A 25,618-nucleotide genomic window follows, 5' to 3' on the forward strand; every position below is an offset into this window, starting at 1 on the left:
TCTGGCCAGCACCACCCTCCCCGACCACCATCCGTCACAGCAGCGACCGCATCGAAGCTAGCCTGCATACCGCTCCACCACCGCCAGACACCCAGCCTCAGCCCAACCCTCCACCGCAGGAACCAACCTTCAAACCAGCTCCATTCCCCCAGGACTGAGAAGCCTTCCGCTTACCGAACGTGATCGTTTGGTTCGGGCTCGGTGGGCATGAACTCCGGCTGGCGGCGGGAGAGAGGGTCTGCTGCAGGTTTGGGTGACAGGTTGACCTGCCCCACGCTTTGGGTTCCAGCTGCGGTGGCTAACTGGCGGCGGGGATGGTGTCTTGTTCGGAGAGTAGCTCGTACTCGATCGGGGTGCGGTAGCCCAGTGCTGAGTGGCGCCGCTGTCGGTTGTGGAAGACCTCGATGTACTCGAAAATCGCGTTCGCCAACTCGACCCGGGTCTTCCACCGTTTGCGGTTCAACAGCTCGATCTGCATCGAGGACCAGAACGACTCCATCATCGCGTTGTCCAGGCCGTCTCCGACCGTGCCGAACGATGGCAGGAGCCCGGCGGAGCGGATCCTTTCCCCGAAGACCCAGGAGGTGAACTGGGTGCCGTGATCGGCGTGCACTATCCCGCCTGGTTCGGGGCGCCGGTTGCGGAGGGCCATGTCTAACACGTTGACCACGAGGGTGGAGTCCTGTCTGGAGTCGATCGACCAGCCCACGATCTTGCGGCTGAACGCGTCCAGGACCGCCGCGCAGTACACCCACCCTTCTCTGGTGCGGTGTTGCGTGATGTCGGTGACCCACAGCTCGTTGGGACGCAGCCGGTGGAACTTCCGGTTGACCAGGTCATCGGCGGTGACGACACCCCGCAGGCGCTTGATCCGCACCGGTCCGGGCAGTCCGTAGATCCCGGCCTGTGTCATCAGCACCGACACGGTCCTCGGGCACACCTGGATGCCCATGCCCAGGGTGAGCTCGGCGTGGACGCGGCGGTAGCCGTAGGTGCCGCGTGAGGCGACGTGGACCTCACGGATCAGCCCGGTCAGCCACTCCCGTCGCAGCTGCCGCGGTGTGGTCGGGGTGCGCTTGTGTTTGTAGTAGTTCTGCCGGGCGACCCCGAGGATCCGGCAGCATCGGTCGACCGGTGCCCCGGCATCGACGAGACGGTCGATCACCGGGTAGAGCCTTTTGGGGCCGGCTTGTCCTCGCCGAGGAACTTGGCGGCCTTGCGGACGATCTCAAGCTCGGTTTCCAGCTCGCGGATTCGTCGCCGCGCTGCACGCAGCTCTGCGGACTCTTCCGAGACCCTGCCAGGGCGCCGGCCGTTGTCGATGTCGTCCTGGCGCAACCACTTCGACAACGTGACCGGATGGATGCCGAGATCAACGGCGGTCTGCTTCTGTTCTTTTCCTGCCCGCACCAACGCGATGGCGCGGGCGCGGAACTCAGCGGGGTAGGCGCGGGGCATGTCTGGCAGCCTTTCGTGAAGGCCGCCAGTTAGCCAGCAGAACTGGAACCTGAGAGGTGGGGCAGGTCAACCTGTCACCCAAACCTGCAGCAGACCCGACGCCTTGCCGGCCATCCTCACGGTGCGGGCGATGAGGTACGCAGCAAACGCGGATCACAGGTCTAGGGGCACGCCACGGTTGAGGAAGTCGTCGGTGAAGCTGCCGCGCTCCGCTTTCGGGCTCACGCAGCGACTCCGGGTTCGGGGCCGCAGTCCTCGCCGGAGTCAGTGGTGAGCGCGGCGTACAGCTTCAGGAGCCGGACTTGCTGGGCGTGGAGGTCGCGCAGCTGGGTGATCTGTCGGTTCAGCCAGGTGTGGGGGTCTTCGCCGGAGACGGGTGCGGGCTCGAAGGAAGATGTCTTGGTCTGGGTGGCGAGCTGGAGGCAGACGTGGGTGTAGTCGTGCTGCCACTCCAGGCCCCAGGGTGGGTTCCACCAGGGGTCGACGGCGGTGAGGGCGTCGGTCCGCGCGCTGTGGATGCGTCCGCTGTCGGCGAGGGCGCGCTGGCGGTTGAGCCAGGGGTTGCCGCCCGTCAGGACGAGCTGTCCTGACGGGCGGGGTGAGGGGCGGGGTGTGGGCGCTCGAGACGCACTCGGTCCCCCACCCGGCGCGGGTCCCGTGGTCCGTGGTTCAGGAAGCCGGTTGTGCGGTCGCGGGCTCGGCCGGGACTTCTGCGGCCGGCGTCCGGCGCCCGGCCAGCGCGAAGAGCCCCAGTGCGGCCACGGTCCCGGCCAGCAGCACCGCCGCGCCGGTCCAGGCCGCGTACCCGACTGCGTCGGTGAAAGCTTCGCGCGGATCGGATGCCGTGCCGGCCCGGTCCTCGAAGCGGGACGTCAGGAGCGTGCCGAGAATGCTGGTGCCCAGCACCGCGCCGACCTGGCGGGCGGCGTTCACCGTGCCGCCGGCCTCGCCCTCCCGGCCCCGCGGGACATGCCCGACCGCGAGCGCGGTGGACGGGGCGTTGGCCAGACCGCAGCCGAGGCCGAAGATCACCAGCGCGGCGGCGTACCCGGTGAAGGTGTCCGCCGGGCCGACCGTGGCGAAGAGCGCGGCCCCGGCGGCGGCCAGCAGCAGCCCGCCCACGATCAGCGGCCGGGGGCCGGAGCGCCGTACAAGGACACCCGCGAGGACCGAGGCGGCGATGAACGTGCCGAATTCGGCGAGAAGTTGGACGCCGACCTCCAGGGCGCTCAGTCCGCGGACCCTTTGCAACCACAGCACCTGGAGCAGCGAGAGGCCTACGAAGCCGAAGAGCACGGTCGCGGCCAGCAGCAGCGAGGCGCTGTAGGAGGGGTCGCGCATCAGCCGCAGGTCGACCATGGGGTGGGCGCGGCGCAGCTCGACCGTGGCGAACAGGGCGAGCAGTACGACTGCCCCGGCGACGGCGGACAGCTCCCGGCCGGAGGCGTATCCGTGGTGGCCGCCGTCGATCAGCCAGAAGATGAGCAGGGCCAGTCCCGCGGTGCCCAGGAGCTGGCCCGCCCAGTCGGGCCGCCCGCCGGGGACGCGGGACTCGGGTACATACAGCAGTGCCACTGCGATGGCCAGTGTGGCGACGACGAGGTTGAGCCAGAATGCCGCGTGCCAGCTCCACCAGCGCAGTGCGAGGCCCGCCGTCACCGGCCCGATGGCGAGGCCGAGTCCGGAGGCGGCCGCCCAGGCGGCGATCGCCCCGGCGCGGCGGCGCGGGTCGGGGAAGGCATGGGTGACGAGGGCGAGTGAGCTGGGGGTGATCAGCGCACCGCCGAGGCCCGCGACCGCCTGTCCCGCCAGGACGGCGGGCAAGCTGTCGGCGAAGACCAGGACCAGCCCGCCCGCGGCCATGGCGACGGCTCCGGCCAGGAAGACGCGTCGCCGCCCCCACCGGTCGGCGAGCGCGCCCGCGCCGAGCACGAACGACGCCACGACCAGGGTGTACATGCTAGGCACCCACACCAGGTCGGCGGCGCTCACGTGCAGATCGTCCTGGACGGCGCTGAGCGAGCCGATGGTCTGGGTGGTCTGGACGAACACCGTGAACAGGCCCAGGCACGCCGCGACGAGCACCGGCATCGGTGAGCGTTCAGCGCTCATCGGGCACCCCCGACAGCGCCGCCTTGACCTGGCGGGTGAGGTCGTCGACGAGGACTTCTTCCCGTCCGGCCTCGACGGCGTCGAGGATCCGGCGGGCGACGTCGGCGGGGCTGGTCTTCGGCAGGTCCACGCGGGCGGCCATGTCCGTGTCGATGAAGGCGGCATGGGCGGCGACCACCAGCGTGCCCTGCTCGCGGAGTTCCTCGCGTACCGCATTGGTCATCGACCAGGCGGCGGCTTTGGAAACTCCGTACGAGCCGATCTGCGGGAGTGTGTGCCAGGACAGCACGGAGAGCATGTTGACCAGTGCACCGCCGCCAGTGCGGCCGAGTACGGGAGCGAAGGCGCGGCACATGGCGAGCGTGCCGAAGAGGTTGGTCTCCAGCTCCGCGCGGGCGCCGTCGAGCGAGGGCGCGGCCAGCAGCGAACCGCCGTGCAGAATCCCGGCGTTGTTGATGAGCAGGGTGGTGTCCGCGCAACGCTCGGCGACGGCGCTGACGTCGGCCGGGTCGGTGACGTCCAGTTTGACGGGGACCAGGCCGGGGTCGGTCACGGTCTGCGCGTCGCGGGCCCCGGCGTAGACGGTCTCGGCGCCGCCGGCCAGCAGGGCGAGGGCGAAGGCCCGACCGAGGCCGCGGTTGGCTCCGGTCACCAGCGCGGTGCTGCCGGCGATCTTCAAAGTACTCACAGGGTCTCCAGGATGGTGGCGTTGGCAAGTCCGCCGGCTTCGCACATGGTCTGCAGCGCGTAGCGGGCGCCGCGGGCGCGCATGGCGTGGACGAGAGTGGTCATCAGGCGCGTGCCGCTGGCGCCGAGGGGGTGGCCGAGGGCGATGGCACCGCCGTGGACGTTGACCTTGGCGGGGTCGGCGCCGGTCTCCTGCAGCCAGGCCAGGACGACACTGGCGAAGGCCTCGTTGACCTCGAAGAGGTCGATGTCGCCGAGGGTGAGGCCGGCGCGGCGCAGCACCTTGTCGGTGGCCGGGATGACGCCGGTGAGCATGAGCAGCGGGTCGGAGCCGGTGACGGCGAAGCTGTGCAGGCGGGCGAGCGGGCGCAGTCCGAGGCGGCCCGCGGTCTCGCTGGAGGTGATCAGCACGGCGGAGGCGCCGTCGTTGACCGGGCTGCTGTTGCCCGCCGTGACCGACCAGTCGATCTGCGGGAACCGCTCGGCGAAGCCGGGGTCCTGGAAGGCGGGCCGGAGCCCGGCGAGGATCCCGGGGGTGGTTCCGGGGCGTACCGACTCGTCGCGGGCGACCGTTCCACTGTCCGTACGGACCGGGGTGGTCTCGGCGTCGAAGAGTCCGCCGTCCCAGGCGCGGGCCGCCTTCCGGTGCGAGGCCGCGGCGAACGCGTCCATCGCCTCTCTGCTGATGGACCACTTCGCGGCGATCAGCTCGGCGCTGATGCCCTGCGGCACCAGACCCTCCGGGTAGCGGGCGGCGATGCCGGGCCCGAACGGGTCGGCGCCGGGCGGCACGTTGGACCACATCGGCACCCGGCTCATCGACTCCACACCGCCGGCGACCACGATGTCGTACGCCCCCGAGATGACCCCCTGGGCAGCGAAGTGCACCGCCTGCTGCGAAGATCCGCACTGCCGGTCCACGGTGGTGGCGGGCACGGACTCGGGGAAGCCGGCCGACAGCCAGGCGTACCGCGTGGTGTTCATGGCCTGCTCGCCGACCTGGTCGACCGTGCCGCCCACCACGTCGTCGACGAGCGCCGGATCGATCCCGCTGCGCTCGACGAGCGTACGGAGCGTATGGGCCAGCAGGTCTACCGGATGCACCCCGGACAGCGCACCGCCCGGCTTTCCCTTGCCGACCGGTGTACGGACGGCTTCGACGATGACGGCGTCACGCATGACGAACTCCTTCTGAGCTGTCCTGGATGTCGTGCCGGTCGCCGTGCTGGATGATGCGGGCCTGCCGGGCGAGTGCCAGCAGTCGCCCGTCGGCGGACCACACGGCGCTGTCGTCGATCGCCCAGCCGCTGCCCGCGTGTTCGGTACGGATCCGCACCAGCGCCCAGCCGGTGGCCGGGCCGGTGTCCAGGGCGTCGGTGAAATGCACGGTCAGCTCGGCGGTCGGGACCGGACGCGGTGCGGTCCAGAGCGCGAACAGCGCGGGCGGCAGTGCGTCCGAGAGGATCACCACTGCCTCGGCGTCCAGCGGCCGCCCGTCGGCGAACCGTATCCACGCCGTCAGTTCGGCCCGCTCCCCGCCGCCGAGCGGGCGCGCGCCGGTGGCCGGGCGGATCTCCAGATGCCGGGCGAAGGCGGCCAACTCCCTGGGGAGGGCGAATGGCTGGCAGTCCTCCGGTCCCGGTACGGCGGGCGCGGGCCACGCGTCATACGCGGGACCCGCACCACCCCGGCCGAAGACCGCCGCCCCTGTCAGTACCGCGTCGCCGCCCTGGCGCCCGGTGAACGCACACACCGCGGCGCGGCGCCCCGCCCGTGGCACATCCGTCCCGAAGTGCATCGGCCGCTCATCGACGGGGGTCAGAAAGTGCGCGTTCAGCGTCCGCACCGGGCGTGGCTCGCTGCCCCGGGCGGCCAGGCGGTCCCGTACGGCGGTCAGCGCCAGCGCGGCGGCATACCCGCCGTGCGCCCCGTCCCAGGACCACCAGGACGGGTCGACACCGGCCACGACCGCCTCGGCGTCCACGGTTGGAATGCCCATGTCCATCCTCTCCACAGGAGTGAGTTTGAAAACTGGATTTACTATAGCTGCGTGCGTTGGAAAATCAAACGCTCACTGGACTACCGTGGAAGCCATGACCGCATCCACGACCTCACGGCCCTGCTCCATCGCCGACGCCCTCGGCGTCATCGGCGAGAAGTACTCGCTCCTGGTCCTGCGCGAGGTGTTCTTCGGCGTCCACCGTTTCGACACGATCGCCCGCAACATCGGCTGTCCGCGCGACGTGCTCAACGCGCGGCTGCGCAGGCTCGTGGACGCCGGTGTCCTGGAGAAGGTGCTCTACAACGAGCGCCCGGCGCGGTACGAGTACCACGCCACCGCCGCCGGGCGGGAGTTGAGGCCGGTGCTGCTCATGCTGATGCGCTGGGGCGACCGCCATCTCGCCGACGTGCCGCCCACCGTGTTCCAGCACTCCTGCGGCGCCGACCTCGACCCCGCGGTGATGTGCCGGGCCTGCGGAGGTGAGGTCCACGTCACCGACGTCACACCCCGCTTCCAGGTGCCGGGCTGGACCGCCGAGGGAGCGGCCTGATCGGCGCTTCTGCGCTCTCCACTTGAATCTGGCGCAAAGAGATGTATGCCGGAATGTAGCGGTGCATGCCCGCACGCGTTTCCGGCGCTGCGTTTACGGCGCCGGTCACGGCATCCGCCCAGCGGTGTGATGCCGTCCCGCCGGCCGTGTTGCCGATGGCGAAAGGCCGCCCCCCATGCGCACAGCCCCCGGCGCCCCCGGTCCCTCCCTCACGCAGTCGTCCGCGGTGGGCGAGAAGGGCTCAAGCGCGGTGCGCCGGGTCTCGTATCCTCCGTGGCTATCGGCCTCGCCTCGACCGCCCCGCGTACAGCATGGCCGCCACGCTCGGCTTCATCGTGCTCGCGGTCGGGCTCCAGTCACCGGTGCTGGTGAACCTGACTCGGACCCCGCTGCTGGCCGCGATGTGCGGCCGTTGCGGAGCCAGGACAAGAACCCGGCGACCGCCGGCACTCCGAGCTCCCGCCACTCCGTCGTCTCGTCGCGCTGTTCGAGGAACGTCCACCACTGCGCGAGCGAAGGTCGCATAGCCCCGCACTGTGTTCGGTGACCACAGGTGCCGGTGGGCCTCCAACCACTCCTCGACCGGGGCGACCGTCCGGTACTTCTCATCGCGGTCCATGTCCGCTGTCCGCCCGATGGCTGGACCGCCAAACTGTGCGCCACTGACACGGCAGCTGTAGTTCGTGATCGGTAGCGTGTCGGTGCTGGTCAGTGGCCGGGTGGGGGTGCTTGTGGGCATGGGTACGGCCACCGCGATCATGACTGTTTGTGACAACGAATCAGGACGTGGTGGCCGTTGAGGCCACGGTAGCGAAGGCGGTGTGGCGGGACGGCTTCGGGGCGGTCATGGGTCTGGTGGCGGGCTGCTTTCCGCGCCGGGAGACCCGGCGGACGATGCGGGAGATGACCGAGGCGGTGCTGATGGGGCTGGAGCGGGTGAACTGCTGGACGCTGGCGGAGGCGCTGGGGCACTCCGGTCCGCACCGGCTGCAGCACTTCCTGGCCCGGGCGGTGTGGGACCACGAGGCGGTACGCGGGCATCTCGCCCGCTGGGTGGTGGATCATCTCGCTGACGACCAGGCCGTGCTGGTGGTGGACGAGACCGGAGATGAGAAGTCGTCCACTGATGCGGTGGGGGCGGCCGGCAGGCGCGCTGGGCGGCATCGGCCTGGCCCAGGTCGCCGTCCACCTCACCTACGCCAGTACCGCCGGGCACGCGCTGATCGACCGGGCCCCCACGGACGGGGGAAGCCCGGGCAAGCGGTGTTGACGCAGGCCGGGCGTCACTCCGCTGCCGGCCGGTCCGGGTCGACGGAGGGCCGTTCCGCGCCATACAGCGGGACATCGTCGGGGGTGAGGTCGATACGGAGCCGGTGGAGATTGACGGGGTGGCGCCAGCGGCCGCGATCGACAGCGGTATCACCGTGAAATTCCGCGACGAGCTGGGGCGCGACGGGGGTGAAGGCGAGCGGTTCGCGGCTGCCCCAGTGCGACGTGAAGTGCACGTCGCGCCAGGGGTGGTCGGCGCCTGCTGGGGTGAGCAGGCCACCGCCGAGCTCCGCACGAAGCCGCGGCGCCAGCGGTGTGCTGCGGGCGACCAGGAGGAAGTGCCCGTCGGTGTTGTAGCGGCCGAGCAGAACGGTCTCCGGCCGGATGACGCTGCCTGTGACCGCGCCGATGACCGCTTCAGCGGTGTTGCGGGTGCGGTACTTCAGCCAGCCTCGCCGACCGGGCTGATAAGTCTGTTCGAGGCCCTTGATGACCAGGCCCTCCACCCCGACCGTGGTCCACTCGGCCAGCCACTCCTCAGCCAGGGCGCGATCGGTCGTCGACGGTGTGAGCGCCCACGGAGCCTGAAGGCCGTGGCCCTGGAACAACGACTCCAGTGCGGCGCGGCGCTCGGCGTAGGACCAGGTCAGCATCTCCGTGCCCGCGTGCTGGAGCAGGTCGAAGGCGACCAGGTGCGCCGGCTGCTCACGCGCCAGCAGCGCGACCGTTCGTGGCCGACGGTCATCCGGTGCTCCAGCGCCGAAAAGTCGAGCCTGCCGCCCGTGTAGATCACGGCCTCGCCGTCGATGACGACGTCCTCACCCAGCACCGCGGCGGCGTCAGCGATCTCCGGGAACGCTCCGGTGAGGTCACGCCCGTTGCGGGACTGCAGGAACACCGTGCCATCGGCGGCCGGCGAACACCAGCAGCCGGAAGCCGTCGTAGTTCGGCTCGAACACGGTGCCGCCCGGCAGGGCGGCGGGCCCGGGCAGCCGCGGTACCGCTCGGGCCAGCATCGGCTCCACCGGAGGAGCGAGACTCATGTATAGGAATTACCCGGGCAAAGAGTGCAAACTCGTCTCTATCGGATTGAAGGGGCTGGGTGAGCTGTGGATCTGGAGAGCATCGCCGAGGAGCTGTACGGACTGGCGCCCGAAGACTTCATCGACGCCCGCAGCCAGCACGCGGCCGCTGCCCGCAAAGCGGGCGACCGGGAACTTGCCAGCAAGATCGGCGCGCTCCGGCGGCCGGCGCTGTCAGCATGGGCCAGTAATCTGCTTGTACGCGCCCAGCCCGACGCCGTCGCCGGTCTGCTCCGCCTCGGCGAGGGCCTGCGAGAAGCACACCGGGAACTCGACCGTGAGCAGCTGCGCGAACTGTCCAGCCAGCAGCACCGCCTGGTCGGCGTGCTGGCACGCCAAGCCCGCCAGCCGGCAGCCGAGGCCGGGCATCCGGTCAGTGAAGACGTACAGCGCGAGATCGAAGCAACCCTCCACGCGGTCCTGGCCGATCCCCAGGCAGCACAGGAATGGGCCTCCGGCCAACTCGTCAAGCCGCTCAATCCCCCGGTGGGCTTCACCGCGGCCGCGGTCAGCGCCACCGCGCGGACGGCCGCTTCCCCACCCCCAACACGATCCGGCCGCCCGTCCGGGCGGGACCAACAGGACGGCGCCGACAGCCCGGTCCGGAGCGCCAAGGAGCAGCGCCGCAAGGCAGAGCGGCAACGGAAGGTCGCCCAGGCCCGCCAGGACGCGGAAAGCGCCGAGCAACAGGCACGCGAGCGGGAGGAAGAACGCCAGCGAGCCGAATCAGCACAGGAGCAGGCCGACTCCAGGAGGCAGAGGCACGGTCCGCCGCCCCTGCCGAGGAGGTGAAAGCCGCCCAGGAGCAAAACGCCAGGCACGAAGCGAACTGGACCAAGCCCGGCGCGGCCTGCCGGATGCCGCCCGCAAGGCCCGCGAAGCACGAAGCGGCGCCGAGACCGCGCGCGCCCGCGCCAAACGCATCGAGGACGCGAAGTGATCGACCTGGTCCTGGAGCCCCAGGCACATACGAACCTCTCCCTCAATGTGCTAGCAATTGCTAGGCTGCGAGTATGGAGACCGAGAGGAAACAGTTGAACGTCCGGGTCGGGGCCCGCACGCACGAGCTCCTCACCGCCCGGGCCAAGCGCCGCGGCGTCACCATCCAGGCGTACGTCTCCGGCATCGTCGAGAGCGACGTCGACCCGCAGCGCGACGCCTTCGTGTCCGGCCTGGTCGATGACATGACGGACCTGCTCGGTGAGTTCGAGGAGACCTTCGAGGCGGGTAAGCGTTGATTCTCCGTGTGGATGCCCGCTGGATCGAGGAATCCCTCCAGCAGTTCGAGGAGAACACGGGGCGCGAAGTCGGCATCGACGACTGGGGCGCTCTCGCCGCTGCCGTGTACCGGCACGCGTACGAGCTGCACGCCAGCGAACCCTTCTACGTCGAAACCCCGGTCCGCGCCGCGGTCCTGCTGCAGATGTTCGTGGCTACGACGCCGCTGACCGACTACAACGGCCTTGTCGGCAGCGCTCTTGCCATCCGCTACCTGCGTGAGTCCGGTGAGCCCGTCAAACCGCCGGCCGGGGGCATGACCCAACTGGTTACAGGCCTTCGAAACGACACCCTCGCCCTGCGCGAGGTAGCCGCCCAGTTGCGCGCCTGGGCCCGCTGACCGGCCCTGCGACGCAGCCCGGTCCGCGGCCAGACCGCGGGCGAGTCACCCCGGCCGGGTGTGCAGCCTCGCCGGATGCCTCCCCTGGCTCTCTCCCCTCGGCAGATTCAGCGGGCGCACGCCCTGACCTGGGCAGAAGTGGATCCGTTGCGGCATCCGTTCGAGCTGGATGAGGATGCGGCGAAGGAGTTGGCTGGCCGTGTCGTGCCCTTGCTGCCCGACGCCAATGCCGCGGAGGAGAAGCGTTGGCGTTCGCTGGATCCTGTCACCGAGTTTCTGGTGGACCGGTACGGCCGATGGGCCTGCGGGTGGAACTGGTCGGTGGGTGAAGGCGACACAGACGGAGGGGTCGTCGGCGCGTGGTGCTGCGCCGACGATTCCGTGACGACGGCGGACGCAACCGCCCCGCTGGTCGTCGCGGCCCTGCTTGAATGGCGCGCCTGGCTCGAGGATCTGGCAGAGCGCTTCTTCGCCCTGGCACCGCCGTCGAACTCGGCTGCGTCCTCGATGGACCCCTGGCACTGGGAGCGGGCGTGCACGCGACTGGTCACTGTGGTGGCCGACCGCACTCAGGCCGAGAGCGGCTGGTACGGGCACTGCATTCAGGTCCTCGAATGGTTCCTCGCCTACAACGGCATTGACGAGGAGAGAGCCCGGGAGATCGTGGAGAGCGCGGTCGGTGGCCGGTTCGGTAGTTGGATCGCACCAGACGTCGCGGTGGTGGAGACGGTGAGCTCGCGGTTCGCCCGGACCATGGGCGGAAACCGATGAACTCCGGGCCCGACCACCACAACGATGCCCTTGCCGACTGGCTCCGTATCCGCACGGAGATCTCCTGGCCGCGCTGGAGCGGTGAGCTCTCCGTCGCCGAACCGCCGGCGCTTGACGGCTTCCGGGAATTCTTCACCGCGACACGCGGCGGCCACGACGCCGAACGGACCGCGCGGGTTCTGACCGCCCTCGACCGGGCTCTCGCCGACGCGGAGCAGGGCGCTCAGCTGACCTTGTCCCTCATGGCGAACTGGCAGCGGACCGTGCTACACCGCGATGCCGTCGCCTTCCGCACGGTGCCGGCCTTCGCGAAGGCCGGACGAGAGCGCTACAGCCTCGCGCCCGACACGCACGCACGGTTCGAGCACTGCCTCGCCGAAAGCGCCAGCCCGGACCTACCCCTCCCATCACGCTCCGCCCGGATCTACCTCGATGTCCTCTTCTTCCATCCGTTCGAGAACGGCAACGCCCGTGCAGCCATGCTGGCGCTGGCCTTTGTCTTGGGCCGCGAAAGGCGTCTCGCTCGACCAGGTGCACCCGCTGCAGGCCACCCGCTGGGCCGACGACGCCGAAGGCGCGGCCGATCTGGCGGTACTGCTCGGAATCCTGATCACCGCGGCGGAGCGCCGCCGGTCCCACGGGAGCCAGTCATGACCGGACGCGACGTCATACTCAACGAACTCGCCCAAGGGCTGCGCCAGATGTCACAGGGCATCGAGTGGTTCGACGGTCTCAGCCCGGAGGAACAGTCCGAGACGCTGCTGTTCCTCCGCCATCACTGTGTCTGGCTCTGTCCATGAGAAGGAACTGCACTTCGACAGTGGTCCGGGAGGTGTCTGGCCGTCGGCGCCGACGCGGAATGTTCACGGGTTCGGGCAGCACCGGGCCTTCCTCGCGGGCCGAGTGTGGCGGGGTCTCAGCGCCAGTCGTCGATCACGTAGGCGTCGGGGTGGCTGTAGCCGGGTTCGTTGGGCCTGTGCATGGTCACGCCCTGCAACCAGGTGCGGAAACCGCGGTCGACCATTCGACGGTAGGCATCCGGGCGGCCCAGGTTCATCCCGGCGTCCAGTTGACCCAGTCCGCGCTCGGCGGCCAGCTGCTCGCACGCGCCAAGCAGTCGTTCGAACCGGTTGGCGGCCTCCGGGCCAGGGCGTACGGCTCCGAACTTGACGAAGCACACGTCCTCGCCGGCCTCCGACCCGGCTCCGCAATGGCAGACGGCCAAGCCATCGAGCTCGGAGCCGGCGCCCTGGAGCAGAATGGTGTCACCGAGCCCCTGCGCGTGCGTGGCCACGATCTCGCGTTCCAGGCTCAGGCCCTCGTACACGGCCCCGGTCAGTGCGCGACAGAGGGTCAGGGCGTCGGGCTGCTCGGCGGCGGGCAGCTGGCCGTACAGCACTCGGCCGGGGACTGCGGCACTGCCTGCCACCTGCTTCTTCATGATGGCTGTGAGGAATCGGGGCCAGAAACCGTAACGGCGGTAGAGCTCAAGGTGCTTGGGACTGTGCGAGAAGGTGAACAGGCCCAGGTGACGGTTCTCCCAGGTGTCGAAGCAGTCCATGACCGGCTCCATGAGGCGCCTGCCGACGCCCTGGTCCCACAGGTCCGGACGCACGGTCAGCGGACCGAAGTACCCGACGCTGCCCCAGTTGACGGCGAAGTTCGATGCAACGACTTCGCCCTCGACCGTCGCTGCGAAGGCCGCCTGTGGATCGGCCGCCCAACGAGTGCGGACGTAGTCGGCGGTCCCAAAGAACGTCTTCGGCTCGGGAGCCCCGAGGAACGTCCCGAAGGCGACCCTGAAGATCTCGTCGGCCCGATCCAGGTCCGCCTCACCCAGCGGGCGGACCGACACGGGGCCCGTGCCACCCTTGCGCTCCCCTGCCGGTGGGATCACTGTTCTCTCCTTCCCGACCCCCTGTTTCATGGCACCACGGGCGTGCGCCGCAGGCGAGGCGAAAGGTCCACCGATACCCAGGGCCCGAGGACCCGGCCGGTCTGCCTTGCCTGTCCGCCGGGAACTGCAGCTGTCACCAGGCCGAATACCGACCGGTCGAACAACGGCTACTACGGGTACCGAGGCCCAGGAAGGCCACCCCCTGCCCGGGACGGGGAGCTGGTCACACACCTCACGTCGAGGGTAGGCGAGGCGCCTTTCGGATCCGGCTGCTGACGCGGCCGGGCGCCGGTGCGGGGCCCCGGCGCCCTCGTGAATGAGCAGCCCTCCCAGGGCCCGAGCATGGCGAAGGGCTTGATCCTCTACAGAGCTATGGGTACCGTCGCATTGACTCTGCGTAAGGAGATGTCGCCGACAGTACTGCCTGATGAGCGCGCCAGTTGGCCCCGGGGGTGCACAAACTGAACGCAGTCGCAGCAGGGGTTCCTCCCGTCAGCTTTGCCGTCCACATCGTCCGGGGCGGCGGACTGGGAGGCGCACGTGAGGACTTCGAGAAGATGGTCGCCGAGCGAAGATAGCGTGGAGCATGTCGAGGTCTTTCGGATGGGCAGTGTAGGAAGAACTTCCATCCTGGAAGACCTCCACGCCTACCCGCCAACACCCCCGACTGCGAAGAGCCGATGAACGTCGCCGATCAGTAAACGTAGACGTACTGATTGAGGACGTTGATCGAAGGCGACGGATGGCTCTTACTGATCATTTCAGAATGAGGTTCGTAGGCGTCTCAAGCAGATGAGCTGCAGGCGAGTTGAAGTAGGCCGAGGTGGAGTTCGGCGCGTATCTCGTAGCGGATACGGAGGCGTTTGAACTGGTGGAGCCAGGCGAACGTGCGCTCCACGACCCAGCGGGTTCTGCCCAGGCCGGAACCGTGGGCTGTGCCCTTGCGGGCGATCTTCGGTGTGATGCCGCGGGCCCGGAGGAGGCGACGGTACTTGTCGTAGTCGTAGCCTCGGTCGGCGAACAGCCGGCGTGGACGGTGACGCGGCCGGCCGCGAACACCACGAATGCGCGGTATCGCGTCCAGCAGGGGCATCAATTGCGTGACGTCATGGCGATTTCCGCTGGTCAGCGAGACAGCCAGGGGTGTGCCGTGCCGGTCGGTGATCACATGGTGCTTGCTGCCCGGACGCGCGCGGTCGACCGGCGAAGGTCCGGTGTGAGCCCCCCTTTGAGCGCTCGGACATGGGAGCCGTCGATGGCCGCGTCGTCCATGTCCAGCAAACCGGCTGCCCTCAACTCCGCCAGAAGGACCTCGTGCAGACGAGGCCAGACACCGGCCTCGGTCCAGTCCCGCAGCCGCCGCCAGCACGTCACACCGCTGCACCCGATCGTCTCCGCTGGGACATCCGACCAGCTCACGCCCTTGCACAGGACGTAAACGATGCCGCGCAGGGCAGCGCGGTCATCCGCAGGCAATCGGCCGGGATACCGCCGACGCCGCGGCGGCCGGACCGGAAGCAGCGGGGCTATGCGTTCCCACAGGTCATCAGGCACAAGATCGTCAGACACGCGGCAGACCCTGCCTTCACAACACCCAACCGCCAAGCCAACACGCCGATCTCATTCTGAAATGATCAGTTAGTGGTGCCGTTGGGGTGCACCCAACGCGACAGATGTGTCGCAGGCGTGGGGCCCACTTGGATGTACCGAGGTAACGATCACTCCGCTGATCTGGGGTTTTTGCGCTGGTTGGCATTGAAGCGCGCTTTCTTCTGACGATTCCCACACGTGTTCATGTCACACCATTTGCGGGTGCGACTTTGACTGGTGTCGAAGAAGGCGGCTTGGCAGGTTGGTGATGCACACAAGGCCAATTTTCCGTCTCGTTCGCCTGCGATGATGCTGATCGCGTCGGCGGCGATCACGCTGAGGGCATCTTCCACGCAGGAAGCCGAGCCAAGTAGCCATCGCCGCTTACCCTCGGGCGTCAGGATCGCCGCGGCCCGACCCTGAGCGCTGCAGTCATTGATGACTTGGACAGCAGACGCAGGGAGAGCGTCCTGGAACGCGGCCGCTGTCGCGGCGGCGTGAATCGACTCCCTCAGTTCCCGAGCGAGGTCGAGCTGGGCAGTGGTGCAGGAGTCCACGGCGAGGCCGTTCACTGCCAGCCAGTCGATGAGTCGGTGCGGCGTGGGAATGCGCTCCACAGCGTTGCCATGACGCTCCGACAGAGTCCCTGTGAAGCTGGTCGCCAGCACGTTACCGAGGCGGAAGTCAGGGAACCCAGCATGCATGGAACCACCTTAGCGGGTTGCAGCGTGGCTCGGAGAACTGCTAGAACCGCCTTAGCCGGTTCGTGATAGATCGTAGCCGGGTCCGCGATGGCCAGGAGGACTCATGCCCCGTCTAACCAGCGACGTGCAAGCATTTGAAGCCCACGCAACTGACGCTGACCTCGACGATCTGCGCGCGCGACTAGCCGCGGCGCGACTGCCGGAGGCTGAGACGGTCTGTCGCACCGCGCCCGACCCTCGCCGATGGGAACAGGGCGTTCCTCTCGCCGACCTCGTCGATGTCGTGAACTACTGGCGCACCGGGTACAACTGGCGGTCGTTCGAAGAGCGCCTTAACCGTATCGGCCAGTTCCGCACGACCATTGATGATCTGGGAATCCACTTCCTGCACCGCCGATCCGCGCGCGCAGATGCCACTCCTCTGATCTTGACGCACGGCTGGCCAGGCAGCATTGCTGAGTTCATCGATGTAGTAGACGAGCTGGCAGATCCGAAAGATGCAGACGTGCCAGCATTCCACGTCGTGGCCCCGTCGCTACCAGGCTTTGGTTACAGCGACAAGCCGGCCACCACCGGGTGGGGAACCGAAAAGATCGCGGCCGCATGGGTGGAACTGATGGGAAGGCTCGGCTACAGCAAGTTCGCAGCCCACGGCGGCGACTGGGGAGGTAATATCACCACGGTTCTCGGCGGCAGGTTCCCGGCGCACGTTCTCGGCATCCACACAACGTTCGCGGAGGCGCCGCCCGGGTTGACAACGGACGGGCTGACGGCGGTCGAGCGCAAGTGGACCGAGGAAACCCGCGATTTCTGGCGCCACCGCGCGGCGTACGCGAAGCAGCAGGCGACCCGACCGCAGACCATCGGCTACTCGCTCGTCGACTCACCGGTCGGGCTTCTTGCCTGGATCCTTGACAAGTTCGCTGAGTGGACAGACACCGAAGATAGCCCGTTCGAGACGATTTCCAGAGACAGCGTTCTTGACAACGTCACCCTGTATTGGCTGACGCGGACCGGCGCGTCGTCGGCCCGCATTTACTACGAAAGCCACAACTCGCTGGACCCCGAACTTCGGGTAGACGTCCCGTCAGCAATCAGTATGTATCCCCGCGACATCGAGAAGTGTCCGCGCCCCTGGGCACAGGAGCGGTACCGAAAAATCGTCCGATGGAGCTCGCCCGAAATCGGGGGACATTTCCCGTCGCTGGAGGTTCCCGAGTATTTCGTCAAAGATCTACAAGAGGGCCTCGCGGCAGTGCTGGCCGCTAATCGGTGAACGCGGCTGGGTGCCGGCACTCGATCACCGCCTGATCCGGCTCAAGGCGTTGCCCGACGGCTTCCAGACCGAGTTCATCGAGACGGCGGAACGTGGTCAGACAGGGCAGCGTGGAGCATGTCGAGGTCTTTCGGATGGGCAGTGTAGGAACTTCCGTCCTGGAACCTCGACGCCTGCCCGCCAACACCCCCGACTACACCCTCAACTGCGAAGAGCCAGTTGACGACCCCTACTAGCATGTGGCATCAGTCACATGGCGGGCGGACGAAAGAGACACAGTGTGGTGTAGGCGCAGTTTGCGAAGAGGGACGCAACGCCTGGCCTAAAGCGACACGACCGTGTGGGACACGGCAAGTGCCGCTACTCGCTCTGGCATGCCGCCGGCCACCGGTCCGGGCCTGAAGAGGCTGATGTCGGCGATGACGTCCTGTACGTTCCGCGGCTGCAACCTGCTGAGCAGGTCCATCTGGCCGGGTGATTCGAGCTGGAAGAGTCCCAGGGTGTCGGAGGCCTGGATGAGCTTGAACGCGAAGAAGTCGACAGCGGCACCTGCCGCAGGTCATCAAGATCGATGCTCTGGCCGGTGACGCGCTGGATCTCGGCTATGGCATGCACCATCGCGGACTGCATCCGCACGCCGAGAACGTCCAGTTTGATCAGACCGAGGTCTTCGACGTCTTCCTTGTCGGCCTGCACCATCGGATAACCGCTCGGGGTCGGCTGCACGGGCAGCCGGTCCAGCAGCGTCGCGTCGGTGAGGATGACGCCGCAGGGGTGCATGGCGATCCCGCGCGGCAGGGCAACTTCCGGGCCGGTGAGGCGAGCTCGAAGGGCTCGCCCCAGTAACAGGCCAGCGGACCGAGCCGCCGGGCGCCGTCGGCACAGACGAATCCCACCTGGACGTCCGACTCGTACCAGCCGGCGGGAAGCGCTGCCGCAGGCTCGCCCAACGCGCACCCCCGATCCCTTCGGCCCAGCAGTGCGAACGTGGAACAACCGGTGACGCCGGGCCCGAAGAAACCGGAAGCATCCCCCCATCGAGCGACGCCTCACTTCAAAGCGGAAGATCGGCCACGCGGTCGTCCAGAACAAGTGCCGGTGCGATCATCTACCCATGGATGCGAGCGCAGGAAAGATGATCGCCATCCCGCCGGGGCAGGTAACGCTGTCAGACCGGCGGACACAGCGCAGCTGGTCGGTCGAGCTTGCGCCCTACGAACTCGCGGCGTTCCCGGTCACCCAGGCACTGTACGCACAGGTCACCGGCCTGCGGCCGAGCACCGCCCAGGGGGACCCATTGCCCGTCGAGAGCGTTTCCTGGTGGGACGCGGTCCGATTCTGCAATGCCCTGTCCCAAGGCGACGGGCTCGCACCCGCCTACCACCTCCATGCCGACGGCGAAGGCATCGAGTGGGACGCGTCCGCCGACGGGTACCGGCTGCCGACCGAAGCCGAGTGGGAGCACTCCTGCCGTGCCGGTACGACCGCACCGCACTACGGGCCGCTCGATGAGATCGCCTGGTACCGCGGCAACTCCCACGAGCAGATCCACGACGTGGGCGGCAAGCAGCCCAATCCGTGGGGCCTTTACGACATGCTCGGCAACGTCTGGGACTGGTGCTGGGACATCTACGACGCCGAGGTCTACGGCGCCTACAGGGTGCTACGCGGCGGTGGCTGGTTCGACGAGCACTGGAGCTGCAGGGCCTCCGCGCGGCGCCGCAGCCACCCGACTTTCCAGGTCGACGACGTGGGATTCCGCATCGCGCGTTCCCTCGTGTGCTGATCCACGTCGCATGCGATGACCGCCGCCCGCACGTCGTACCAGATCACCTGAGACCAGAAGCGAATCGGACCAGATCACCTGAGACGCAGACCATATCGACGGAGACGGGACAGCTCCGCTCCCGGAGGCCAACCTCCCCTTTCACAGCGATTACCAACGAAGTTGCCGCATGTGCCAATCAAACTGCCGCATCGCTGCTCAGCAGCGTGGTCCAGAAGATACAGATCACGTCATGCGAGTTCACAGCCTCACTGCGGACCTGCCGATGGAACTACCGCAGTGCTGCTCAAGCGAACCTTCGTGCGGCAACTGCACAGGTAACTGACAGCGTCGCAGCACCGTTCGCGTGCTCGGTTTCAACCGGGACACCGTCGGTGTCGACGCCGACACCTGAGATCCATGCCGGCGCGTACAAAGATCCATGCGCACAGGGACAAGCAAGGGGCGTACGCCCGGCTGTTCACGGCGTGGCTTTGCCGCGAGAGCGGACAGCGTTTGGGAGGCAGCCGAGGACCAACCTCGGGTGCGAATGTTCACGAGTTACGGCAGCACCGGGGCTGCCGATCATTTGCAGCAGCCGCACCCGGGACGGCAGCCGCAGGCGTCGGCTCCAGCCGCTGGTATCGGCGCAGCTGCGGCCTGTGTCGCGCAACAGCCCTTGCCCTGCCAGGCGTCGCGGCCTTCCTTGACCGCGATGGCGGCGATGACGAGGGCGGCGATGGGGTCGGCCCAGGACCAGCCGAGGGTGGCGTTGAGGACCAGGCCGACCAGGAGGACGGCGGAGAGGTAGGTGCACAGCAGGGTCTGCTTGGAGTCGGCGACCGCGCTGGCGGAGCCGAGTTCGCGGCCGGCCTTGCGCTGGGCGGCGGAGAGGAACGGCATCACGGCCAGCGACAGCGCGGCGATGACGATGCCGGGGATGGAACGTTCAGCCTCCCCGGTACCGGTCAGCGCCCGGACCGCGTCGACGCTGACGTACGCGGCGAGCGCGAAGAAGGAGATGGCAATGATCCGCAGGGTGGTCTTCTCCCGCGCCTCGCGCACGGCGTGCTCGCGGGCGGAGAACTGCCAGGCCACCGCGGCGGCGGAGGACACCTCGATGACGGAGTCCAGGCCGAAGCCGATCAGCGCGGTGGATGAGGCGAGCGTCCCGGCGGTGATCGCGACGATCGCCTCGAGTTGTAGGTGATGGTGGCCGCGACCAGCAGCCGTATGCGCTTCGCCAGCGCGTCGCGGCGGGACGGGGACGGGCCTATGCCGATGGGTATCTCGGCGGTCATCAGCAGCAGCCCTTCGTCTCCGCGTCCGGGCAGGTCTTGTCCGCCTCGACGGCCACCACGGCGGTGCGCAGGTCGTCCAGCGCGTGCCCGAGGCGTTCGTCGGCGAGCTCGTAGCGGGTACGCCGGCCGACCGGCACCGCGACGACCAGGCCACAGTCGCGCAGGCACGCCAGGTGGTTCGACAGCCGGGTCCGGGAGATCTCCAGGGCGTTGGCGAGGTCGGCGGGATGGGCCGGGACCTCGCGCAGGGCGAGAAGGATCCGGCAGCGGATCGGGTCGGCGAGGGCGCGGCCAAACCGCGCCAGCACCTCGATGTCAGCAGCGAGAGTCAGCACACCAACGACAGTACACGGCATGCTGAATCCATAGAATCGTGAATCATTGATTACCGGAGCAAAGGCGCCGTGCGAGTGCTGCTCGTTCTCGCGTACATCGACTCCAACCAGAAACGGATGCTGCTCACGCCGGTGTACATCTGCTGTCGCTACTCGCGTACAGAGCCAACGGCGTGTTCGCGAGGCGGGGTGGGTAGCCCCCGGGGATGGCGAAGAAGGCAAAGCAGCGAAGGAAGCGTCCTTCCCCCAGCGTCCGGCTCACCAAACTGCGTTTGATGGAAGGCTTACCCAGGCCGGACGGGACACGTGTGCGCTTCGCCCGCCCCGAGGACAGCGACCGCTTCGGTGAGTTGCTGGCCCTGGCCACTGAGGAGATCGAGCAGGCGACATCGACGGTCTGGCAGCCGGCCGGTGCGGCGAGTGGCTGTTGGACGGGCTGTCAGAGGGCGCCCGGGCGAGCACAGCAGCAGCCCGGTGCTGCATGCGCTCAATCGTCTGCGTCCCGCCGCTGCTCGAGCAGCACCCCTGTCCCGCCCGGGTCGTGCAACTGCTGCGCCGCGCCCACGGGCACCCCACAGACACCAAGCCAGCAGGGCCCGGTCAGCCGTCGGACATGCCGCTCGCGCGGGCAATGCCCTCCACCGTCTGCTCGTCCTGCTTCCGCTGGTGCTGCTGCGCGTCGAGCTTGTCCCGCACCGCGCGCAGCTTGTCCGGGTCGTCGGCAGCGTCCGGGGGCACCAGCGACATCGCGCCCTTGGCGTGCTCACCGTCACCGAGGCGGGCGACGACGTGATCGGCCCGGTCCTCGTGGCCGGGCTCCATCGCGCCAAGCAGGCCAAGGAGGTTGAGCAGCTCCTGCTGCAGCTCCTCGGTGAACAGCTCCTTCTCCCCCGGTCCCAGATCGAGCCGGAACCGGCCGCCGCCGGTCTTCACGTACTCGCGGACGACCTCCACCAGGAGGTCGAACTGCTGCTGGGGCATCCAGGCCCGGAGCGTCTCCACGTAGAGCGCGTACCGCGCCCGGACGATCTCGGCCGGATCCTGGGCATCTCTGCGTCGGCCATGGCACTCCCCCTCCAGCAGTTCGGGCCAGGTGGTCAGATCCGCCAGGAGCGGATGCGGTCGGCAGCGGCGTACGCGTCCGCTCGCCCGGCGTCGATGTCGCGGGCGAGGTCGATCAGCACGCCGTACGGCGCATCGAGGCCTTCGCCGGCGGCGTTCATGTACGCCACAGCAATGCCCGCACCGAACAGCGCGTTGCGGGCCGGGAGCGGACGCAGACGGATGACGGCGTGTATGAGCGCGGCCGCGCGCCACGCGTTGTCGACGACCGCGCCGACCTTCGGGGTGTTGACGCGGTGGCGGCCGACCGCCGCCACGAGACAGCTGAAGTCGTGGATGACAGGTGCCTTGGACAAGACCTCCGCCTGGCGCTCCAGGAGCCACCGGATGTCGATGTAGAGCTCCACGGTCAGGCGGCCCGTCCCGGAGCGTCCAGCCGGTCGGGGGCGTCGTCGGGGAATGCCTTGTCGAACGCGTCGGCGTTGTCCGCGACGAACGCGCGGAACACCTCGGCCGCACCTTCGAGGCGGGGATCGCGCACCGCGTTGGTCGCGGCCTCGGTGATGAGCGCGGTCACCGTGGTGCCCTCGGCCTCGGCACGCTCCTGAAGCTGCGCGTGGAGTTCCTCGGGGACCCGGATCGTCACAGGTTTCGATGCCATGTTCCGACCGTACAGCATGGCGTACAGCACGGGTGTGGATTCACTGGAATCCCCCCAGCCACCGGCCGGGCAGCAGTCACGCCGAGTAAATCGCGGGTACCCGCCGGGGGTGAATCTGCGGGTGTCACGCTCCGGCCCCGGAGCCCCGCAATCGCCGGCACCGTCCCTGAGGATCTCCACCATCACCCAGGCCCGCTGGGACAGCGATCCCTTCTCGGCCCGCGGCACAGCCGCGCTTCTCTCGATCGCGGCCCGAACCCTGTCCGCGGCGATAGCCATCCTCCTGGTCGCGGTATTCGTCATCGTGCACCTGGCCGGCGGCGGCATGTCGGGACACACGCCGTGACACCGTTCCCCCCACGGCTGCGCAAGCTGACCCTCACCCTCCACGTCACCGCCTCGGTCGGCTGGCTGGGTGCGGTCGCGGCCTTCCTCGCCCTCGCCATCGCCGGGCTGACCAGCACTTCACCCCAGACCACGCGAGGCGTCTATCTGGGCATGGGCGTGGTGGGCTGGTACGTGATCGTGCCGTTCAGTGTCGCCTCGCTGGTGACCGGGGTGGTGCAGTCGATCGGGACGGTGTGGGGGCTGCTGCGGCACTACTGGGTCACCGCAAATCTGCTGATCACCGCAGTCGCGACCCTTCTGCTGCCGGTGCACATGCAGCCGGTCGGGCACCTCGCCGACGCGGCGGCCCGGGCCGCGCTCGCGGGCGGGGAGCTGGAGGGCATGCGCATCCAGCTGATCGCGGACGCGGCCGCCGCCCTGCTGGTCCTGCTCACGGCGGCCGCCCTGTCGGTGTTCAAGCCGCGCGGGGTGACCCGCTACGGGCGACGGCGCCAGCGCGATCAGAGCGTGCTGCCGCACTGAACCGGCTCCGCCTTCCGGTCAGCCGAGGGCCGTGAACAACTCGTTGCATGCCTGCTCGCAGGAGCGGCATACCTCTGCGCAGATGCGGCAGTGCTCGTGCATGTCCGCGTGGGAGGCGCATTCGTCGCCGCACGCCTTGCAGGCCATGGCGCATGCCCGAAGGATGGCGGCCGTGATGTTGGCGTCGTAGCCGGTGTGCCGGGAGAGCACGGCGGCGGTGGCGGTGCAGATGTCGGCACAGTCCATGTCGGTGCGGATGCACTTGGTCAGGTCGCCCACCATGCCCTCGGACAGGCACGCGTCCGCACACGCGGTACACGCCTGCGCGCAGGCGATGCATTCCTCGATGCAGCGGGTGAGCTTGGCCTGGTTGATGTCGCCGAGGTCGGCCGGGTAGGTGGCGAGCATCTCCTTCACGGTGCTGGACATCGTGCCTCCCTCTCCGCGGGGCCGGCGGAACCGGGGCGGCCGCCTGGGAGCCCCCGGTGCATCTCCAGCTAACGCCCCTCCGCACGAACGCGCCCGGCCACACCGTGAAGGCGCGGCCGGGCGCGGGGCCGAGCGGCTGTGGTCAGTGGTAGGCGTGGACGACGGCGTGGCCCTTGCCGCGTCCGATCATCCACTTGTTGACCGGCGTCGTGATCACGAAGGCGACGGCGAAGCCGCCCAGCAGCGCGGTCCAGAACAGGGCGTCGGACGAGTGGGCGCCCATCGCCCCGGGGGTCAGCGCGATGATGCCGTTGTCGACGAGCTCCATCACCGCGATCGAGACGGTGTACGCGGCCAGCGCCACCTTGACGGCGGGCTTGAAGTCCAGGCCGGCCTTGCGGACGGCGAATTGGGTGAAGGAGTAGCCGAAGACGAACGCCAGGGTGATCGCCAGGATCATCGTCTCGACATTGCCCCACAGCAGGGCGGTCCCGATGACCATGCCGAGGATCTCACCGATGGCACACCCGGTGAGGCAGTGCAGCGTCGCCTTCGCAGCGGCCCCCCAGGTCACCCCGCCCATCTGATGTCCGGCGTGACCTGCGTGTGCCTGGTGCGCGGTGCGGGTGTCGTGTGCGGTGTGGTCCATGACCGTCATCCCCATTCCCGTCCAGTGCGACCCCGCTCCCGCGGACCCACACGACAACCATATACCCCCTATGGGTATCCCCGAGCGGAGGACAGGAAGAAGACGGTGGGGGTGTGCTGGGCCGCGAGGCCCCAGCACACCCCCACCTCCGGGTGGGGTCAGCTCTTGCCGAGGAGGCTGTTCATCCGGGCGATCTCGGCGGTCTGGGACGTGATGATGGCGTCGGCCATCGTCTTGGCGTCGGGGAAGGCGCCGTCCGCCTTCTCCGTCTTGGCCATCGCCACCGCACCCTCGTGGTGCTTGATCATCAGCTCCATGAAGTCAGTATCGAAGGCCTTGCCGGACGCCTTCTCCAGGCTGGTCATCACCTCTGCCGTCATCATGCCGCCCGCGCCGTGCGCGGAGTGATCCATTGCGCCCTCGGCGGGCACCTGCTCACCCCAGAAGGTCAGCCAGCCCAAGAGGGTCTTGATCTCCGGGTCCTGGGCATTCTTGATGTCCGCGGCGAGCTTCTTCACCTCAGCCGACTGCGCCCGGCTGGGCGCCAGGTCGGCCATCTCCACGGCCTGACGGTGGTGGGGGATCATCCCCTGCGCGAAGGCGATGTCGGCGGCGTTGTGCTGCCCCTGCGAGGCAGACGCCGAAGCCGCGGCGGACGGGGAAGTGCCGGTGTGGCTGTTGTGCCCGGCCGAGTCGTCGCCGCCTCCGCATGCGGCCAGAACGAGAGCGGCCGTGCCGGCGGCGGCCACGGCGGCACCGCGGCGGATCAGGGAACGCTTGCTGATCATGGTGATGCAACTCCTTCACGCGCGCCCGTCTCGGCGCGCGGGATCAGAGGAATGTGAGCAGACGGCAGCGCGGCACCCGCCCTGGTCAGGACATGCGTGGGTGCCGTGCGGGGCCGCTCTATATCCGCAGGCGTTGCAACTCGGAAAGGTTAGGCGGCGCCCGGCCGTGCACGACCGAGGACGGCACGGCGACCGGAACACCGGCAGCGGCCGGAGTGTCGGGCAGGGCGCCGGCCAGCGCGGGCGGCGCGTATGCCGAGCCGATACCGGCCGCCGCGCACGTACCGTCCGCGTGTGCGAGGTGCCCGGAGCCGCCGTCGGTGTGCGAACACACCCCGCTCGCCTGCTCCGTGGCAGGGCTGTGGGCCATGGTCATGGCGTGTTCGGGTGCCGGCGCTCCGTTGGGAGCCAGTGCGTGCATGCCCAGGATCCCGGCCAGCACCGTCAGCACCAGCAGCACGAAGAGCCGCCCGGCGGGGCGGCGGCTCGATCGGGTGCTGCTGGTCATGCTCGCCATCGTACGGACGCACACACAACAGCCGAACAGCGGTCCTCGCCTACTGACTTCCTAGACATGCCGTGCCAGTGACGTTGCGGGACCCGCGCACACGCCTAGGGCCTGTTGTGAAAGTAGATTTTGGTCGTGAAATGATCACGTGCTGTGGCACGTGGCGATCTGACGGACGAACAATGGGCCCGGTTGGAGCCGTTGTTGCCGAAGGCAAGAAGTCCGGCCGGCCGC

28 protein-coding genes and 5 pseudogenes are annotated in these 25,618 nt (G+C 68.6%); 12 read left to right on the top strand and 21 right to left on the bottom strand.

Translation table 11 applies throughout. The features are described 5' to 3' along the window. Positions 1-298: 298 nt before the first annotated feature. The 5 genes and pseudogenes from J7E87_RS14635 to J7E87_RS14655 form a co-directional block, all read right to left on the bottom strand. Positions 299-1,458: pseudogene (locus tag J7E87_RS14635) on the bottom strand (IS3 family transposase). Between the two features lie 669 nt (positions 1,459-2,127). Then, positions 2,128-3,570, bottom strand: coding sequence for an MFS transporter (locus J7E87_RS14640; RefSeq protein ID WP_215093902.1), 1,443 nt, complete (start codon positions 3,568-3,570; stop codon positions 2,128-2,130). Next, positions 3,560-4,258, bottom strand: coding sequence for an SDR family oxidoreductase (locus J7E87_RS14645; protein WP_308312938.1), 699 nt, complete (start codon positions 4,256-4,258; stop codon positions 3,560-3,562). The genes J7E87_RS14640 and J7E87_RS14645 overlap by 11 nt, the downstream gene beginning before the upstream one ends. After that, complete coding sequence (locus J7E87_RS14650) at positions 4,255-5,436, bottom strand: thiolase family protein (protein ID WP_215093904.1); 1,182 nt, start codon at positions 5,434-5,436, stop codon at positions 4,255-4,257. The genes J7E87_RS14645 and J7E87_RS14650 overlap by 4 nt, the downstream gene beginning before the upstream one ends. Then, complete coding sequence (locus tag J7E87_RS14655; protein ID WP_215093906.1) at positions 5,429-6,256, bottom strand: acyl-CoA thioesterase II; 828 nt, start codon at positions 6,254-6,256, stop codon at positions 5,429-5,431. The genes J7E87_RS14650 and J7E87_RS14655 overlap by 8 nt, the downstream gene beginning before the upstream one ends. A 94-nt stretch (positions 6,257-6,350) precedes the next feature. Here J7E87_RS14655 and J7E87_RS14660 point away from each other — a divergent pair, with 94 nt between their 5' ends. The 3 genes and pseudogenes from J7E87_RS14660 (at position 6,351) to J7E87_RS14665 (ending at position 8,079) form a co-directional block, all read left to right on the top strand. Further along, positions 6,351-6,809 (top strand): helix-turn-helix domain-containing protein, encoded by a 459-nt coding sequence (locus J7E87_RS14660; protein WP_215093914.1) that lies wholly within the window; start codon positions 6,351-6,353, stop codon positions 6,807-6,809. A gap of 903 nt (positions 6,810-7,712) precedes the next feature. Continuing rightward, positions 7,713-7,892: pseudogene (locus J7E87_RS36440) on the top strand (transposase); the annotation flags it as partial. A gap of 25 nt (positions 7,893-7,917) precedes the next feature. Continuing rightward, positions 7,918-8,079 (top strand): hypothetical protein, encoded by a 162-nt coding sequence (locus tag J7E87_RS14665; protein WP_215093952.1) that lies wholly within the window; start codon positions 7,918-7,920, stop codon positions 8,077-8,079. Positions 8,080-8,092: 13 nt separating this feature from the next. Here the strand turns inward: J7E87_RS14665 and J7E87_RS35040 are convergent, their stop codons facing one another. Genes J7E87_RS35040 through J7E87_RS35050 form a run of 3 tightly spaced genes read right to left on the bottom strand, consistent with a single transcriptional unit; the run spans position 8,093 to position 9,121 of the window. Continuing rightward, a complete protein-coding gene (locus J7E87_RS35040; RefSeq protein WP_308312939.1) occupies positions 8,093-8,797 on the bottom strand; it encodes an ATP-dependent DNA ligase in 705 nt (234 codons plus the stop codon). Next, a complete protein-coding gene (locus tag J7E87_RS35045) occupies positions 8,725-8,976 on the bottom strand; it encodes a hypothetical protein (RefSeq protein ID WP_251017451.1) in 252 nt (83 codons plus the stop codon). Before J7E87_RS35045 ends, J7E87_RS35040 begins: the two co-directional genes overlap by 73 nt. Beyond that, the gene (locus tag J7E87_RS35050) at positions 8,948-9,121 is read right to left on the bottom strand and encodes a hypothetical protein (RefSeq protein WP_251017452.1); all 174 of its coding nucleotides are present in this window, start codon (positions 9,119-9,121) and stop codon (positions 8,948-8,950) included. The genes J7E87_RS35045 and J7E87_RS35050 overlap by 29 nt, the downstream gene beginning before the upstream one ends. Before the next feature lie 66 nt (positions 9,122-9,187). Here J7E87_RS35050 and J7E87_RS14675 point away from each other — a divergent pair, with 66 nt between their 5' ends. From J7E87_RS14675 to J7E87_RS14695, 5 genes are all read left to right on the top strand, one after another. Beyond that, a complete protein-coding gene (locus tag J7E87_RS14675) occupies positions 9,188-9,952 on the top strand; it encodes a hypothetical protein (RefSeq protein WP_251017453.1) in 765 nt (254 codons plus the stop codon). A gap of 221 nt (positions 9,953-10,173) precedes the next feature. Further along, entirely contained in the window at positions 10,174-10,398 is a 225-nt protein-coding gene (locus tag J7E87_RS14680) for a hypothetical protein (RefSeq protein ID WP_215093916.1), read from the top strand. Beyond that, on the top strand, positions 10,395-10,778 hold the full coding sequence (locus tag J7E87_RS14685; protein ID WP_215093918.1) for a hypothetical protein: 384 nt from the start codon (positions 10,395-10,397) through the stop codon (positions 10,776-10,778). Before J7E87_RS14680 ends, J7E87_RS14685 begins: the two co-directional genes overlap by 4 nt. Positions 10,779-10,853: 75 nt before the next feature. Further along, entirely contained in the window at positions 10,854-11,549 is a 696-nt protein-coding gene (locus tag J7E87_RS14690; RefSeq protein WP_251017454.1) for a hypothetical protein, read from the top strand. Further along, a complete protein-coding gene (locus J7E87_RS14695) occupies positions 11,546-12,349 on the top strand; it encodes a DUF5958 family protein (protein ID WP_251017455.1) in 804 nt (267 codons plus the stop codon). Before J7E87_RS14690 ends, J7E87_RS14695 begins: the two co-directional genes overlap by 4 nt. Positions 12,350-12,465: 116 nt before the next feature. Here J7E87_RS14695 and J7E87_RS14700 read toward each other — a convergent pair whose 3' ends face one another. The 3 genes and pseudogenes from J7E87_RS14700 to J7E87_RS14710 form a co-directional block, all read right to left on the bottom strand. Then, positions 12,466-13,446, bottom strand: coding sequence for a GNAT family N-acetyltransferase (locus J7E87_RS14700; RefSeq protein ID WP_215093920.1), 981 nt, complete (start codon positions 13,444-13,446; stop codon positions 12,466-12,468). A gap of 764 nt (positions 13,447-14,210) precedes the next feature. Further along, a pseudogene (locus tag J7E87_RS14705) lies at positions 14,211-15,015 on the bottom strand (IS5 family transposase); the annotation flags it as partial. 149 nt (positions 15,016-15,164) lie between these two features. After that, positions 15,165-15,740: an ABATE domain-containing protein gene (locus tag J7E87_RS14710; RefSeq protein ID WP_215093922.1), complete on the bottom strand. Its 576-nt coding sequence runs from the start codon at positions 15,738-15,740 to the stop codon at positions 15,165-15,167. A gap of 103 nt (positions 15,741-15,843) precedes the next feature. Between J7E87_RS14710 and J7E87_RS14715 the strand changes: the two genes are divergently transcribed. Further along, complete coding sequence (locus tag J7E87_RS14715; protein ID WP_215093924.1) at positions 15,844-17,016, top strand: epoxide hydrolase family protein; 1,173 nt, start codon at positions 15,844-15,846, stop codon at positions 17,014-17,016. Between the two features lie 355 nt (positions 17,017-17,371). Here J7E87_RS14715 and J7E87_RS14720 read toward each other — a convergent pair. Continuing rightward, positions 17,372-17,817, bottom strand: a pseudogene (locus tag J7E87_RS14720) (DNA polymerase III subunit alpha); the annotation flags it as partial. A 313-nt stretch (positions 17,818-18,130) separates the two neighbouring features. On the opposite strand from J7E87_RS14720, the gene J7E87_RS14725 reads away from it, so the two are divergent. Then, positions 18,131-18,802: a formylglycine-generating enzyme family protein gene (locus J7E87_RS14725; protein ID WP_251017457.1), complete on the top strand. Its 672-nt coding sequence runs from the start codon at positions 18,131-18,133 to the stop codon at positions 18,800-18,802. Between the two features lie 564 nt (positions 18,803-19,366). Here the strand turns inward: J7E87_RS14725 and J7E87_RS14730 are convergent. The 5 genes and pseudogenes from J7E87_RS14730 to J7E87_RS14750 form a co-directional block, all read right to left on the bottom strand. Beyond that, positions 19,367-20,082, bottom strand: a pseudogene (locus tag J7E87_RS14730) (cation transporter). Next, the gene (locus tag J7E87_RS14735; RefSeq protein WP_215093926.1) at positions 20,082-20,417 is read right to left on the bottom strand and encodes a helix-turn-helix transcriptional regulator; all 336 of its coding nucleotides are present in this window, start codon (positions 20,415-20,417) and stop codon (positions 20,082-20,084) included. The pseudogene J7E87_RS14730 and the gene J7E87_RS14735 overlap by 1 nt, the downstream one beginning before the upstream one ends. A gap of 600 nt (positions 20,418-21,017) precedes the next feature. Beyond that, positions 21,018-21,419, bottom strand: a complete 402-nt coding sequence (locus tag J7E87_RS14740) for a hypothetical protein (protein ID WP_215093928.1) — start codon at positions 21,417-21,419, stop codon at positions 21,018-21,020. Positions 21,420-21,514: 95 nt separating this feature from the next. After that, on the bottom strand, positions 21,515-21,886 hold the full coding sequence (locus tag J7E87_RS14745) for a toxin Doc (RefSeq protein ID WP_374195174.1): 372 nt from the start codon (positions 21,884-21,886) through the stop codon (positions 21,515-21,517). A 2-nt stretch (positions 21,887-21,888) separates the two neighbouring features. Next, positions 21,889-22,140, bottom strand: coding sequence for a YlcI/YnfO family protein (locus J7E87_RS14750; RefSeq protein ID WP_215093931.1), 252 nt, complete (start codon positions 22,138-22,140; stop codon positions 21,889-21,891). 109 nt (positions 22,141-22,249) lie between these two features. On the opposite strand from J7E87_RS14750, the gene J7E87_RS14755 reads away from it, so the two are divergent. Together J7E87_RS14755 and J7E87_RS14760 are read left to right on the top strand one after the other, a co-directional pair. Further along, a complete protein-coding gene (locus J7E87_RS14755; protein ID WP_215093933.1) occupies positions 22,250-22,486 on the top strand; it encodes a hypothetical protein in 237 nt (78 codons plus the stop codon). Continuing rightward, positions 22,483-23,010: a hypothetical protein gene (locus J7E87_RS14760; RefSeq protein ID WP_215093935.1), complete on the top strand. Its 528-nt coding sequence runs from the start codon at positions 22,483-22,485 to the stop codon at positions 23,008-23,010. The genes J7E87_RS14755 and J7E87_RS14760 overlap by 4 nt, the downstream gene beginning before the upstream one ends. 18 nt (positions 23,011-23,028) lie before the next feature. Here J7E87_RS14760 and J7E87_RS14765 read toward each other — a convergent pair whose 3' ends face one another. From J7E87_RS14765 to J7E87_RS14780, 4 genes are all read right to left on the bottom strand, one after another. Next, positions 23,029-23,439 (bottom strand): four-helix bundle copper-binding protein, encoded by a 411-nt coding sequence (locus J7E87_RS14765; RefSeq protein ID WP_215093937.1) that lies wholly within the window; start codon positions 23,437-23,439, stop codon positions 23,029-23,031. A gap of 142 nt (positions 23,440-23,581) precedes the next feature. After that, complete coding sequence (locus J7E87_RS14770; protein ID WP_215093939.1) at positions 23,582-24,088, bottom strand: DUF4396 domain-containing protein; 507 nt, start codon at positions 24,086-24,088, stop codon at positions 23,582-23,584. Between the two features lie 158 nt (positions 24,089-24,246). Then, positions 24,247-24,876 (bottom strand): DUF305 domain-containing protein, encoded by a 630-nt coding sequence (locus J7E87_RS14775; RefSeq protein ID WP_215093941.1) that lies wholly within the window; start codon positions 24,874-24,876, stop codon positions 24,247-24,249. Between the two features lie 118 nt (positions 24,877-24,994). Further along, positions 24,995-25,384, bottom strand: a complete 390-nt coding sequence (locus J7E87_RS14780) for a DUF6153 family protein (protein ID WP_215093942.1) — start codon at positions 25,382-25,384, stop codon at positions 24,995-24,997. Between the last annotated feature and the right edge of the window lie 234 nt (positions 25,385-25,618).

Source organism: Streptomyces sp. ISL-1, assembly GCF_018614585.1.
In the GTDB taxonomy this organism is placed as follows: domain Bacteria; phylum Actinomycetota; class Actinomycetes; order Streptomycetales; family Streptomycetaceae; genus Streptomyces; species Streptomyces maoxianensis.

What these genes read in the sequence shown, in the direction of transcription:
- J7E87_RS14640 (WP_215093902.1), bottom strand. Translation starts at nt 3,570, where the DNA reads ATGAGCGCTGAACGCTCACCGATGCCGGTGCTCGTCGCGGCGTGCCTG.
- J7E87_RS14650 (WP_215093904.1), bottom strand. Translation starts at nt 5,436, where the DNA reads ATGCGTGACGCCGTCATCGTCGAAGCCGTCCGTACACCGGTCGGCAAG.
- J7E87_RS14655 (WP_215093906.1), bottom strand. Translation starts at nt 6,256, where the DNA reads ATGGGCATTCCAACCGTGGACGCCGAGGCGGTCGTGGCCGGTGTCGAC.
- J7E87_RS14660 (WP_215093914.1), top strand. Translation starts at nt 6,351, where the DNA reads ATGACCGCATCCACGACCTCACGGCCCTGCTCCATCGCCGACGCCCTC.
- J7E87_RS14665 (WP_215093952.1), top strand. Translation starts at nt 7,918, where the DNA reads ATGAGAAGTCGTCCACTGATGCGGTGGGGGCGGCCGGCAGGCGCGCTG.
- J7E87_RS35050 (WP_251017452.1), bottom strand. Translation starts at nt 9,121, where the DNA reads ATGAGTCTCGCTCCTCCGGTGGAGCCGATGCTGGCCCGAGCGGTACCG.
- J7E87_RS14680 (WP_215093916.1), top strand. Translation starts at nt 10,174, where the DNA reads ATGGAGACCGAGAGGAAACAGTTGAACGTCCGGGTCGGGGCCCGCACG.
- J7E87_RS14690 (WP_251017454.1), top strand. Translation starts at nt 10,854, where the DNA reads ATGCCTCCCCTGGCTCTCTCCCCTCGGCAGATTCAGCGGGCGCACGCC.
- J7E87_RS14695 (WP_251017455.1), top strand. Translation starts at nt 11,546, where the DNA reads ATGAACTCCGGGCCCGACCACCACAACGATGCCCTTGCCGACTGGCTC.
- J7E87_RS14710 (WP_215093922.1), bottom strand. Translation starts at nt 15,740, where the DNA reads ATGCATGCTGGGTTCCCTGACTTCCGCCTCGGTAACGTGCTGGCGACC.
- J7E87_RS14715 (WP_215093924.1), top strand. Translation starts at nt 15,844, where the DNA reads ATGCCCCGTCTAACCAGCGACGTGCAAGCATTTGAAGCCCACGCAACT.
- J7E87_RS14725 (WP_251017457.1), top strand. Translation starts at nt 18,131, where the DNA reads ATGGATGCGAGCGCAGGAAAGATGATCGCCATCCCGCCGGGGCAGGTA.
- J7E87_RS14750 (WP_215093931.1), bottom strand. Translation starts at nt 22,140, where the DNA reads ATGGCATCGAAACCTGTGACGATCCGGGTCCCCGAGGAACTCCACGCG.
- J7E87_RS14765 (WP_215093937.1), bottom strand. Translation starts at nt 23,439, where the DNA reads ATGTCCAGCACCGTGAAGGAGATGCTCGCCACCTACCCGGCCGACCTC.
- J7E87_RS14770 (WP_215093939.1), bottom strand. Translation starts at nt 24,088, where the DNA reads ATGGACCACACCGCACACGACACCCGCACCGCGCACCAGGCACACGCA.
- J7E87_RS14775 (WP_215093941.1), bottom strand. Translation starts at nt 24,876, where the DNA reads ATGATCAGCAAGCGTTCCCTGATCCGCCGCGGTGCCGCCGTGGCCGCC.
- J7E87_RS14780 (WP_215093942.1), bottom strand. Translation starts at nt 25,384, where the DNA reads ATGACCAGCAGCACCCGATCGAGCCGCCGCCCCGCCGGGCGGCTCTTC.